8 protein-coding genes and 1 pseudogene are annotated in these 12337 nt (G+C 58.5%); 4 read left to right on the top strand and 5 right to left on the bottom strand.

What is annotated here, in order from left to right; genetic code table 11:
• Positions 1 to 92 precede the first annotated feature (92 nt).
• Complete coding sequence (gene pgm, locus ACA058_RS16085; protein WP_497634899.1) at positions 93 to 1739, top strand: phosphoglucomutase (alpha-D-glucose-1,6-bisphosphate-dependent); 1647 nt, start codon at positions 93 to 95, stop codon at positions 1737 to 1739.
• Positions 1740 to 1845: 106 nt separating this feature from the next.
• Here pgm and ACA058_RS16080 read toward each other — a convergent pair whose 3' ends face one another.
• Complete coding sequence (locus ACA058_RS16080; RefSeq protein WP_497634897.1) at positions 1846 to 2541, bottom strand: pirin family protein; 696 nt, start codon at positions 2539 to 2541, stop codon at positions 1846 to 1848.
• A gap of 278 nt (positions 2542 to 2819) precedes the next feature.
• On the opposite strand from ACA058_RS16080, the gene ACA058_RS16075 reads away from it, so the two are divergent.
• Positions 2820 to 5303, top strand: a complete 2484-nt coding sequence (locus ACA058_RS16075; RefSeq protein WP_497634896.1) for a UvrD-helicase domain-containing protein — start codon at positions 2820 to 2822, stop codon at positions 5301 to 5303.
• Between the two features lie 355 nt (positions 5304 to 5658).
• Here the strand turns inward: ACA058_RS16075 and ACA058_RS16070 are convergent, their stop codons facing one another.
• On the bottom strand, positions 5659 to 6684 hold the full coding sequence (locus ACA058_RS16070) for an IS110 family RNA-guided transposase (RefSeq protein ID WP_497634895.1): 1026 nt from the start codon (positions 6682 to 6684) through the stop codon (positions 5659 to 5661).
• Positions 6685 to 6801: 117 nt separating this feature from the next.
• Positions 6802 to 7797 (bottom strand): IS110 family RNA-guided transposase, encoded by a 996-nt coding sequence (locus tag ACA058_RS16065; protein ID WP_497634894.1) that lies wholly within the window; start codon positions 7795 to 7797, stop codon positions 6802 to 6804.
• Positions 7798 to 8191: 394 nt separating this feature from the next.
• On the opposite strand from ACA058_RS16065, the pseudogene ACA058_RS16060 reads away from it, so the two are divergent.
• Positions 8192 to 9301: pseudogene (locus ACA058_RS16060) on the top strand (IS4 family transposase); the annotation flags it as partial.
• Positions 9302 to 9670: 369 nt separating this feature from the next.
• On the opposite strand, the gene ACA058_RS16055 reads toward ACA058_RS16060, so the two are convergent.
• Both ACA058_RS16055 and ACA058_RS16050 read right to left on the bottom strand, forming a co-directional pair.
• A complete protein-coding gene (locus tag ACA058_RS16055; protein WP_497639851.1) occupies positions 9671 to 10729 on the bottom strand; it encodes an IS110 family RNA-guided transposase in 1059 nt (352 codons plus the stop codon).
• Between the two features lie 235 nt (positions 10730 to 10964).
• Positions 10965 to 11237, bottom strand: a complete 273-nt coding sequence (locus tag ACA058_RS16050; protein ID WP_497634893.1) for a DUF1652 domain-containing protein — start codon at positions 11235 to 11237, stop codon at positions 10965 to 10967.
• 261 nt (positions 11238 to 11498) lie between these two features.
• On the opposite strand from ACA058_RS16050, the gene ACA058_RS16045 reads away from it, so the two are divergent.
• Positions 11499 to 12314, top strand: coding sequence for a helix-turn-helix domain-containing protein (locus ACA058_RS16045; protein WP_497634892.1), 816 nt, complete (start codon positions 11499 to 11501; stop codon positions 12312 to 12314).
• Positions 12315 to 12337: the final 23 nt, after the last annotated feature.

Raw genomic sequence — 12337 nt, 5'->3', positions numbered from 1 at the left:
TTGCATCGAGATAAGGTCAAACTGCATCGCGCTAAGGTCAAACTGCCAGTAAACTCCGTTGCAATTCCTGAACTCGATCTCAGAGGTTTCGCATGACACTCAGTCCTTTTGCGGGCAAGCCGGCACCGGCAGAATTGTTGGTAGACATCCCGCGACTGGTCACGGCCTATTACACCGGCCAGCCCGATGCCGCCATTTCGACCCAGCGGGTGGCCTTCGGCACGTCCGGGCACCGAGGCAGCTCGTTCGACTTGAGTTTCAACGAATGGCACGTTCTGGCGATCAGCCAGGCCATCTGCCTGTACCGCGAGGCCCAAGGCATCGATGGCCCCTTGTTCGTCGGCATCGACACCCATGCATTGTCCACGCCGGCCGGCGCCAGCGCCCTGGAAGTGCTGGCCGCCAATGGTGTGACGGTGATGATCGCCGAAGGTGACGAATACACGCCGACTCCAGCCGTCTCCCATGCGATCCTGTGCTACAACCGCGGCCGTACCTCGGGCCTGGCGGATGGCATCGTCATCACCCCGTCCCACAACCCGCCGCAAAGCGGGGGCTACAAATACAACCCGACCAATGGCGGCCCGGCCGATACCCACATCACCAAGTGGATCGAAGCCAAGGCCAACGAACTGTTGGCGAACAAGCTCGCCGGGGTCAAGCGCATCAGCTACGAGCAGGCGCTGAAGGCCAGTACCACCCATCGTCACGATTACCTCAACACCTATGTCGCCGACCTGATCAATGTGATCGATTTCGACGCCATTCGTGATGCCAAGCTGCGCCTGGGCGTCGATCCGCTCGGCGGGGCAGGCGTGCGCTATTGGTCGGCGATTGCCGAGCACTACCGTCTGGACCTGGACGTGGTGAACCGGCAGGTTGACCCGACTTTCCGCTTCATGACCGTCGACTGGGACGGCCAGATTCGCATGGATCCATCGTCCAGCCACGCGATGCAGGGGCTGATCGGCCTGAAGGAACGTTTCGACGTGGCCTTCGCCTGCGACCCGGATCACGACCGTCATGGCATCGTCACCCCCTCTGGCGGCCTGCTGGCGCCGAACAACTACCTGGCCGTGTCGATCGATTATCTGTTCCAGAACCGCCCACACTGGCGAGCCGATGCCGCGGTGGGTAAAACCGTGGTCAGCAGCGGCTTGATCGACCGCGTGGCCAAGCGCCTGGGACGCCGCCTGTATGAAGTGCCGGTCGGCTTCAAGTGGTTTGCCGATGGCCTGTTCGACGGCTCCCTGGGCTTTGGTGGCGAAGAAAGTGCGGGGGCTTCGTTCCTGCGCAAGGACGGCAGTGTATGGTGCACGGACAAGGACGGGCTGATCCCGGCCTTGCTGGCGGCTGAAATGACCGCACGCACCGGTCGCGACCCAAGCCAGGCCTACCGGGCCCTGACCGATGAACTGGGAGAGCCGTTCTCGGTGCGGGTGGATGCCAAGGCCAACCCGGAACAAAAGGCCCTGTTGAGCAAGTTGTCGCCGAATCAGGTCACCTCGACCGAACTGGCGGGCGAACCGATCCAGAGCATCCTCAGCCACGCACCGGGTAACGACCAGGCCATTGGCGGTCTGAAGGTCATGACCGAGAATGGCTGGTTCGCGGCGCGTCCGTCGGGGACCGAGGATATCTACAAGATCTACGCGGAAAGCTTTGTCGGCGACGACCACCTCAAGCAGTTGGTGGCTGAGGCTCAGACCCTCGTGGATGGCGCCATTTCAGCGAAATGATTGAGGGCCCCATCGCGAGCAAGCTCGCTCCCACAGGATTGTGTACGACCTGTGGGAGCGAGCTTGCTCGCGATGACGGCAGTCCAGACGCCGACGGTTTACCGAATCAAGCCAAATCCACCAACACGATCTCACTGTCCTCAATAGCCGTCACCCGCAACACCTGCTCCTGGGCAACCGCTACACCGTCTCGAGCTTGTGCACGCAAGCCATTGACTTCAATGACTCCCGTGGCGGGCACCAGGTAAGCGCGGCGGCCGCTGTCCAGGTGATATTCAGCGGTTTCACCAGCCTTCAGGTTCGCCGCCACCAAGCGCGCATCGGCGCGGATGCGCAGGCTTTGATCGTCCCCGGCCTTGCCGCTGGCCAGGGTCACGAAACCTTCGCGCTGGCCTTTCGGAAACGGCTTGGCGCCCCAGGAAGGTGCCAGGCCGGATTCGTTAGGAATAATCCAGATCTGAAAGATCTTGGTCGGCGTGGCTTCCAGGTTGTATTCGCTGTGGGCGATCCCGGTACCCGCGCTCATGACTTGAACGTCTCCGGCTTCAGTACGACCTTTGTTGCCCAGGTTATCCTGGTGGGTGATTGCACCTTCACGGACATAGGTGATGATTTCCATGTCCCGGTGCGGGTGCTGCGGGAACCCTGTGCCGGGGGCTATCACGTCATCGTTCCAGACCCGCAGGTTGCCCCAGTTCATGCGCTTGGGGTCATGGTATTCGGCGAACGAAAAGTGGTGATGGGCATCCAACCAGCCATGGTGAGCGCCGCCGAGCGAGTTGAAAGGTCTGAGTTCAAGCATGATCGTCTCCTGAAAGGTTCGTCATGGGGCGCAATGGCCTGGCCACGAATCGAGACCGGTGGTTGATGACGGGCATCATCCATCAGGCAACAATCGATAAAAAGCGTAAAAAGTGCCTCATAATCATCGAATTGCTTGATGGGATAATACCTCGAATTAGTCTTATCCAGCCTTCAATACCGCGCATAAGCCGATGAGTCATAAGCATTTCACTAGAACTCAACGGCAAATACAGACACCATAGTCCTCAACAGCCTCACACCCTGGAGTCCGTCCGCGTGCCGCAACACACCCCCGATCTTCCGCCTGAACTTCGCCCACTGGCCGAGATGCCATTGCTCAAGCGCCTGGCCGCGCGCTTTTTTGGTCATGGCCTGACACGCCTGCGCGCACAACACCGCGCGTCCTGGTTGCACGGTCAGGCAGACGGTTTTCGCAGCGGTCATAGCGCCGGGGTGGATTACGGATACCAGGAAGGCAAGCTCGAGGGGCTGGAAGAGGGCCGGCAAGTCCTGCTGATTCGCGACTCGCGCTGCACCGAGCACCGACCACCCAACATCGATGACCATCTGTTCGACGATTGGCGCCTGCCATTGACCGCCGAATTGAAGAAACGCATGAAAACCGACGTCGCCCGGTTGTTGCCGGCACATGCCCAGCCCAGTGCCGCGCAGTGGAAGATGATCTTCAGTGACACGCCATCGACGTCGGTGATTGCCGGTGCGGGCGCAGGCAAATCGACGACGCTGGTCCTGCGGATTTCGCTGCTCCACCACTACCTGGGGTTCGAGCTGAGCTCGATGACCGTGGTGACCTTTACCCGCGAGTCGCGCAAGGACTTCATCAATAAACTGATCGAGCTGTTTGCGCTCTGGGGGCGGGCAGTCAGTTTCAGGGAAGCGCGTGACCTGGTGCGCACCTTCCATTCGCGGATACTGCCGATGGTTCGCAGCCTGCCGGGCTTCGAACGGCTGCAAGCCTTCGAAAACCTCAGTCACCGGGCGCAAGGCGCGGATGACGAGGTGGACAGCAACCCCTTCGATCTGCGAATCAATGACGCACAGCGTCAGCAACTCAACGCCTGTTATCACGCGTTGCACAGCCGCGACGAGCGTTTTCGCGTGCTGATCAAGCCATTGTCTCGTCACGCCTTGCAACTCAAGGAGCTGGAGCGCGACCACCCCGATGTACAGAAGCGCGTGGCCGTCACCGAGCTGGCGGCCAAGCGCGATGAAGAACTCTGCGACCTGGTGGAAGACTTGTGGTTTCGCGCTGGCGCCTGGCCGATCAAAGGCATAGAGCCCAATCGCCAGGCATTTGATATCAACGGCAGCGCCTTTCATTGCCACGGTTACATTGCATCGCTGGACGCTTGGGTGGTACTGGGTTTCGATCCTGGTGAAAATCCGCAATTGACCCGGCCCAACGCCAAATTGACGCTGCGTGCGGAAACCGCGGTGAAGCGCACACTGTTTCAAGCTTTCTGTCGTAAACCATTGATATGGCTGGATAATTACGAATCATCCCGACGCATCCTGGCGTCCCTTGGCGGCGATGCCAGCGCCGGGCCTGGCTTCGATTACAAAGTCAAGGGTGAGCTGGCGTCTGCGCCATTGCTGGACTGTTTTGTCGCTGCCGCCGGGTTCATCGAAAACCTCGGCCTGGATGTGCCGACTGCCGTGGGCCAGATGAGCTTTGCCAAGGATGACCCGGACCGGTTTTTCTTCGAAGCCTTGAGTCTGTACTGGCGAGCCCTGGAAGATCATTTGCTCGACCAGAAACCGCCGGTCATGACCTACAACCGCATGTTCGCGCTGTTTGGCGAACATTCCCCGGAAAACCTCAAACTGCTCAGCGACGAGCTGTTGCGGCCGCTGTCGCACTTGATGATCGACGAGTTCCAGGATGTTTCGCCGCAAATCGTCTCGTGGATCCGCGCCAGCCTGGCCGAGATCCGCAGTCGCGGCCCGGCCATGCACGTAGGGCGTGGCGCCCAGCGTTCGTCACTCCTGTGCGTGGGCGATGACTGGCAGTCGATTTACGGTTGGCGTGGCAGTTCGCCGACCTATTTCATGGAGTTCAACAAGACGTTCTCGTCGCCGAGTACCACCAAGGTCATGCTCAGCGACAACTATCGCAGCCACCAGCACATCATCGACGCCGCCGAACACATCGTGCGAGCCGCGCCTGCGATTGCAGGCAAGAAGGCCAAGGCCAGCGGCGAGCCAAAGGCCTTGCTGCCGGTCAATGTGCTGGACCGAGACGATCAGGGCATGGCCCAGCGCTTGATGGATCACTACCGAAAGGGTGACTCAATCTTGATGCTTTATCGAAAAAGTAGTGATAAGTCATTGATAGAGCAGCATATTCAATCAATAGTTAATGTTGATTCTAGCTTGCCGCATGAAGCCCGGCGCCTCAAGCAACTGACCTATCACAGCGCCAAGGGTCTTCAGGCGGACGCCGTGTTCTTGCTCGGCGATTGCCAGCACCTGACCCGTTCGCCGTACAAAAACCAGGTGTACCGTATGGCGGGCCTGGGCAAGGCTGGTGACAGTGAACCTTATGACAATGCCCAGAAAGACGAGATTTTGCGCCTGGCTTACGTGGGTATTACCCGAGCCGTGAGCCATTGCTATTGGTATGTCGATGCGCAGGATACCCAGGCGGCGAATATGCCCAAGGCGTCGGACCGGATCGGTCAGGGCAAGGCGTTCTTCAGCGATCATCGGCAGGCCAAGACACCGGCAAAATCCTCGTAATTGGATGGACTCGCACAAACCGAGGCGGCCTTACAGCCGACCTGTTGTTTGTTGATCGCGTACATATCCATTCCTGCGGTAACGGCCACCTATGGTTTCGCTTTTACATCTATGGTTACCCCCTTTTCTGCAATACTGTTTTTGATGAGTGGTTGGCTTGCTTTCATCTATCCGGCGTCTGAGTGGGGGTGTAGCCCCGCGCCTCGATGAGAATCGATGCCCGACGATCCTTATTAGCGAGACGGCCTTTCAGCCGTGTAAAAGCCCAGGGTTGTCGTCAGGCCGGTTGGCCGTTCACGTCATCAGTTATCCAGCATCGCAAAACCAGGTGGGTGATGCTCGGGTGACAGCAGGGTCAGGCGTTCATCGCGCTTGGCCCTGCATCGAATTCAGTGTGGTGTGCCGCAATCGCCCAGGCGATCCTCGCCAGCTTGTTGGCCAGCGCGCAAACCACATGGTTGGAGTGATGGTGGGCCAATAGCTGCCGGACCCAGTCCGCCAGCCAGCCTTTCTGGCGGTCCAGATACCTCACGTAAACGCGGGCACACTGGACAAGCAGGCGTCGCTGGTTGCGATCGCCGCGCTTGCTGATGCCCAGCAGTACGGTTTTGCCGCCCGTGGAATGCTGCTTGGGCACCAGCCCGATCGAGGCTGAATAGTCTCGGCCGCATTTGAACTGTTTGCCATCGCCCAATTCGGCAGCCAGGACGGTGGAGGTGATCGGACCGACACACGGCATGGTCATCAAACGAGTCGCCAGATCATCTTCAGCGGCCTGGCACTCCACATCCTTGTCCAGCGATTTGATCTCCTCGTCCAAATGCTTGAAGTGTTGATACAGCCTCGTCAGAGTGTTTTTGAAGGGCTGAGCCATTGAGCTCGCTTCAAGCAGCGCCGAAAGAGATCGAATCGATTTGAGGCTCGGGGCCAGGCTGACGCCGACCTCCAGAAGAGCGGCGTGAATACGATTGACGGCCGCAGTGCGGTCCTTGATGAACGCATCACGTGTCGAGTTGAGCATGGCCAGCGCTTGCTGGGCTTGGTTTTTGACCGGCACAAAGCGCATCGTTGGGCGAGTAGCGGCCTCGCAAATCGCTTCGGCATCAGCGAAGTCGTTTTTGTTGCTTTTCACGTAAGGGCGCACGAGATGAGGGGCAATGAGCTTGGGTATATGCCCAAGCTTGGCCACCTCCTGTGCCATGAAATGGGCGCCACCACAGGCTTCCATCACGACGGTGCAGGGTTGGAGATTCATCAGGTACTGCATGAGTGCCGACCGGGTGAATTTTTTGCGGCAAACTTCATGACCACGATCATCCTGCGCATGCAGGTGAAAAGTGTGTTTTCCCAAATCGATGGCGGCGATAGATATTTCGTTCATGGCAACAGTCTCCGGTGAGCCCCCTGCGAAAGCTTAGTGGGCGATCGCAGGGGGCGGCGGGGGTAGCCATTTCATTAGCGAGTCACTTGGAACAGCCTGTAGATACTCTGTTCACGGTCAAGCTTTCGCGAGATGTTTTTTGCTAAAAAGCTTGGCCGTATTAAATTCTTCTCCAGAGCGCATGCATGCCCATAACCCGGTTAGGTATTTGCGCATGACCGCGCCGATGGCCTGCATTTTCTTCTTGCCGCGCGCTACCAGTGCCTCGTAGAAGGCCTTCACATTCTCATCACAACGGATTGCCGTCATCGCCGGCATGAACATCGCTGCACGCAAGTAAGCATTACCGCACTTGGACATTCGTCCTGGCCGGTTCACGCTGGTGCCTGACTGGGTCAGTCTGACATCCAGGCCTGCATAGCGGCTTACCTGTGCCGATTTAAGCGTCACTGGAAGGGTCGTCAGCTCAGCCAGTGCGGCGATGGCCGAGGCCTCTCCAACGCCGGGCGCCGCCATCATGCAGCGAAATTGCAGGCTCAGATCAGGGCATTTGGCGATGGCGTCGCGCGCAGCCTGTTTTAATCGATCGATTCGAGCGTCCAACGCGCTTATCGCGTCTTTCTCATCCTCGATCAGCAGTGCGATGCTCGTTTCTGTCGCTTGTAGCGCATGCAGCTCGTTCTTGGCTCGCGTCCGATGGCCAATCAGTCGGTTGATGTGGCGACCAATCGCACGCAGCATCATCTGTTCCGCAGTGGGCGGGACCCACAGCCTAGGCCCCATACGCTCGCCGTATTCGGCCAGCAGTTGGGCATCGATCTGGTCAGTCTTGCTGTTTTGCAACATCAGCTTGGCAAAGTTGTGGAAGCTTTTGGGGTTGATCACCGAGACCGGCAAGCCGGCGGCGTGCAATTCCATCGCAAGATCCAGGTAGTAAATACCGGTAGCCTCCATGACAACGCTCAGCGGCTTGAGACGTAGCAGCTTTTCCACAGCGGCCTTGCGACCTTTGGGCGTGTGCAGAATGTCTCCATTGCCTGCTGCTTTGCCGTTCTGCCGCCATCCCATGGCTGAACTGCGAGCACTGATATCTATGCCGACATGCGCATTCATTGCTTTTCACTTCCTTGGCTTTAGGTAAGATTGCACCTGGTTCCCCCGACCTCGAACTTCATGCCACTGCAACCTTGTAATGCGAAGTCCGACTTGTCGGCTTCTCGATACTCTTCGTGGTGGGCAATGAGGCGGGGGGGCCTCTCTACAGACAAGGTCAGGAGCAAATCCTGCCTTCAGGAGCGATCGGCCTCCCCCAGAAACGTACTTGCTGTTGAATGAATCCTTGAGCGTAACCTCTCTCATGGAATCAAGGTCAACATACAAGGAGCGAGCATGCTCGCGATGGTCGTCAACGATGACGAGGGCTATCTAAATGCCCGTGTTGTTCTGGCGTTTTTCGCGAGCATGCTCGCTCCTACAGGGCCCTCCGCGATCGGCCATCCATGGCCGTGCGCGGCTTTACGACAAGGTCAGCCGCACAGAGCCCGCGCTGCTGCGCGCCTTGGTGAGCGGCAGTGCGCAGCCCCTGACTCCGACGATTGAGGAGTTGGGCTGTTCTGCCATTTTGCCCGGCTGGCAACTGCGGGTCGTTGACGGCAACCACCTGCCTTCCAGTGAAAAACGTCTGGGTGCTTTGCGCCGTGAACGAGGTGCCGCCCGGCCTGGTTTTTCGGTCGTGGTTTACGACCCTGATCTGGACCAGGTCGTCGATCTCCAACCCTGTGAAGATGCTTATGCCAGTGAGCGCGTCGGTGTGCTGCCGTTGCTGGAAAACGCCAGTGCGGGCCAGTTGTGGATGGCGGATCGACTCTACTGCACGCTCCCGGTCATGGAGGCCTGTGAAGACGCCGGGGCTGCATTCATTGTTCGTGAGCCGAGTAAGCATCCGCGCCTGCTTCAGGAAGGCGACTGGCAGGAACCTGTCGCGGTCGCGACGGGAAGCGTGCGTGAGCAAATCATCGAAGTGAAAGGTGGACGTCAGTGGCGGCGTGTCGAGCTGAACCTGCAAAAAGCTACCGAATCAGGCGACACCACGTTGTTGTTCTGGAGCAACTTGCCTGAGACCATCAGCGCTGAGCAAATAGCCGACTTGTACCGTCGTCGCTGGAGTATCGAAGGGATGTTCCAACGCCTGGAATCGGTGCTGGACAGTGAAATCGCAACCTTGAGCAACCCCAAGGCGGCCCTGCTCGGGTTTGCTTCGGCGGTGTTGGCCTACAACGTGTTGTCAGTGCTTAAGCGCAGCGTTGAGCAGGCTCATCGCCAAACGCAGCCAGAGGGATGGGAGGCTTCGATCTTCCACCTGACCGTGCAAGTGCGTAGCGGTTATGAGGGCATGCAGATCGCGTTGCCTTCAGATTACTTATCACTTCAATCGACCTCAGAAACTCCGGCACAGCGCCTGTTGGCGCTGGCCAGGAATATCAAACCCAAACAGGTCGCCAAAAGCATACGCGGCCCAAAGGTGCCCAAGCCCAAGGAGTGGCTTGAAGGTAAGGCAGTGCATGCCCATGTGTCGACGGATCGGGTGCTCAAGGCCGCAAAAGTCAAAAGACCTTGAAAGGGATGGCCGTAAGGGCGAAACCATAAGTTGCCGTTACCGCAGGAATGGATATGTACTCAGTCAACAAATAATAGGTCGGCTGTGAGGCCGCCATCGCTGGCAAGCCAGCTCCTATGTATGGACTCGCCCCCACGGTCTACCCGCTTTTGAAAAACTGTCGCCCCGTTGCATCTATGTATCAGGCCTATTCATGGAAGCCGTCTTCGGCATCTGGCCAAAATTGGAAGAGCTCGTGGTATGCCGATTACAGTCAGGCCTCGAAGGCCAGTAGGAGCTTAGGCATCAATCCACGCCGGTCTTACCTGGGGTCAATTTTTTTCAACAAAGGGTCGGACAGTCAGTACCTCGGTGGCAGAACTCTGTCGCTCAGTGGCTCATCGTCGCTTGCTGGCCATCACCAGCGTGGCGACGATAAGTCTGATCATTCTGTAAAAGCACCCAGACGATTCGCAGGTTGCGGTTGGCTAGCCTGATCGCAGCCTCCTTACGGCCCAGCCGGCTCATCCAGCGCAACAAGCGGCGGTCATCGGGTTGCTGGGAATCAGGTCGTAGTTGTTGCAGCACCGCATGGGCTCCCTGGATCATCAGGCTGCGTAAATAGACATCACCTCGCTTGGTCATGCCCCCCAGCCGGACCGTCTGCCCGCTACTGTGCTGGTCAGGCACCATGCCAAAGTACGCGGCAAACTTGCGGGCATTGGGAAATCGCTCAGGCTTGCTTTCCTTGGCCACCAGTGCCGTGGCAGTGACTGGGCCGATGCCGCGCACAGTCATCAGTCGCTTCGCCGTCATGTCGGCGTTGGCGGCCACTTCCAGGCGTCCCGTCAGCACGCTGATGCGCTCGCCCAAATGGCGCCACTCGGCCAACAGTTCGTCGATCAGTTCACGCAGCAGGCCCGGCACCGGCTGGGTAGCATCCTCCAGTACCCGCGGTATTTTCTGGCTGATCGCAACATCGCCCTGCGCCAAAGCCACGCCGTGCTCGAGCAGCAGGCCGCGCATCTGATTACTGACGGCCGTGCGTCGACGCACATAGCCCTGACGAGCGCGATGCAACGCCTGCATTGCCAGTGCCGCAACGCTTTTGACCGGTACTGCGCAGATTTTTTCATCGCGACCCGCCCGCAAAATCGCCAGTGCATCGTTGCGATCATTTTTAGGCCCGCTGCGATGGGTGGCCACCAAACCGGCTGGAAGAATCCGCGCCAGGTTGCCTTGGTCTTGCAGCTGCCGGGCCCAGGCTTGAGCACCCGGACCGGTCTCCATCAAAATCACGACATGAGGCGGCAGCTGCCGGAGAAACTCATAAAACGCCTCACGCGACTTGATCCGCTGCTCGTAGCGCACTTGGCCAAGGACATCTTCACCGGCGACCTGAAAGACCTGCTTGGCCAGATCCACCGCTAAGGTTGTGCAGGCCGACAAATCGGAAGAAGACAGGGATTGATCAATCGAACTATGATTTTTCATGGACTCGCCCTCGCTGTCGTTGGCTGTTTAGACTGCCAGCGTGGCGCATTGACGCCTCGGCTGGGGCGAGTCCATCCAATTACCGTAGATCGGGTACGCCCGCGAGAGACGAGTTTTGCGCCCCTATCCGTGATCCTGCAAAAAACAAAAAGCCCACCGTATCGTGGGCTTTTTGATGGAAGGCCTGCCTTCAGGCATAACTCCTGAAGGCCACCGGAGGAATAAACGCTTCAAGCTCATCCTCCACGGCTTCGATTATTCGCTCGACGTCGGCGGCATTCATGACCGTCGAACAAGGGATACCGGCGATGGCGATCATGGTCTCGCCACTGGCCCGATCAAACAAACGGGCAATCATGCTGCCCGGGGCGTCCATGCTTGCCTCGAAACCCATGGGATGGAAATGCCAGCGCATCAGCTGGCAGGCATTTGGAAAAGTGACCTTGCTGAACCCTTTATTCATGTGTTGCCCACCTTCTTCATCGAGCGCTTCCATTAGCTCAGGTTAGGAGGGAGGAGCCTTCATTGGCTCAACCATTGACAGTCTTTAAAAGTAGCACCTGAATGTGAAATAAATGTGGATTTTTCAGGCCGTTTGGCAATTGCTGCGTTTTTTTTGATGCAGGTCACGGTTCGCGATCGTTTGGGCACCGGCCAGCCCCCATCAGCCATTGAAGGCGCGGGCAAACTTGGGCAAGCTCGGCACTTTTCGACGAGACCTTTCATGTACGCCGAGGATGATGGCCCGCTGCAAACCCAGGCCACGGGCGAGACGGTCATGCGTTACCACCTGCGCTGGAAACACCGAGATCTGGACGGGGTCATGGCGCTGTATCACCCCGAAGTCCAATACAGCGATTTTTTCCAGAACCGGGTGATGGGGCTGGCGCAGTTGCGTGACTATGTCCACAGCAGCATGCCCCGTGACCCGGATGAAGCGCTGGAACACTCGGACCGCATCCGCCTGGATGGCAACACCGCGTTCATCCAGTACCGCATCACCCTGCGCGGCGGCGAGGGGCTGGTGTCGTTTCGCGCCAGTGAAGCGATCACCGTGAAGGACGGGCTGATCTGGCGGGTCAACGAATACGCTTCGCTGGTTCACGAACAGCCAACCCGCAAAAACGCCGGCACTCAGCGCCCGGCGGTCAGTCGCCTGGGACTGTCGCCGCGCCAGTTGAGCTTCATGGCTGACGATCTGCAACAGTACTTTCAACGCCAGCAACCGTACCTGGACCCGGAGCTCGACCTGCAACGGGTGGCGCAGGAGTGCGGGTACAGTCGCAATCAGATTTCCTATCTGCTCAACCAGGTGCTGGGGCAGAGCTTCTATCGTTACGTCAACCAGGCACGCCTGCAGCACCTGCTCAACGCGCTGGATAGTGCCACGCCGCCGGTGCGTATCGACGAATTGGCGTTTGCCGCCGGTTTCAATTCACTGTCAGCGTTCTACAGCTGTTTCCGCCAGCACACCGGCCTGTCGCCCAAGTCCTACGTCAAACAAATTTCTTTGCGTGCACGCGCGCAAGACAGCGCCTGAACCCGCGCACTAGGATCAACGTC

Source organism: Pseudomonas sp. LBUM1649, from assembly GCF_059716155.1.
Note: the sequence above shows the minus strand (reverse complement) of the source record. Positions and strands in the feature narration are given on the sequence as shown.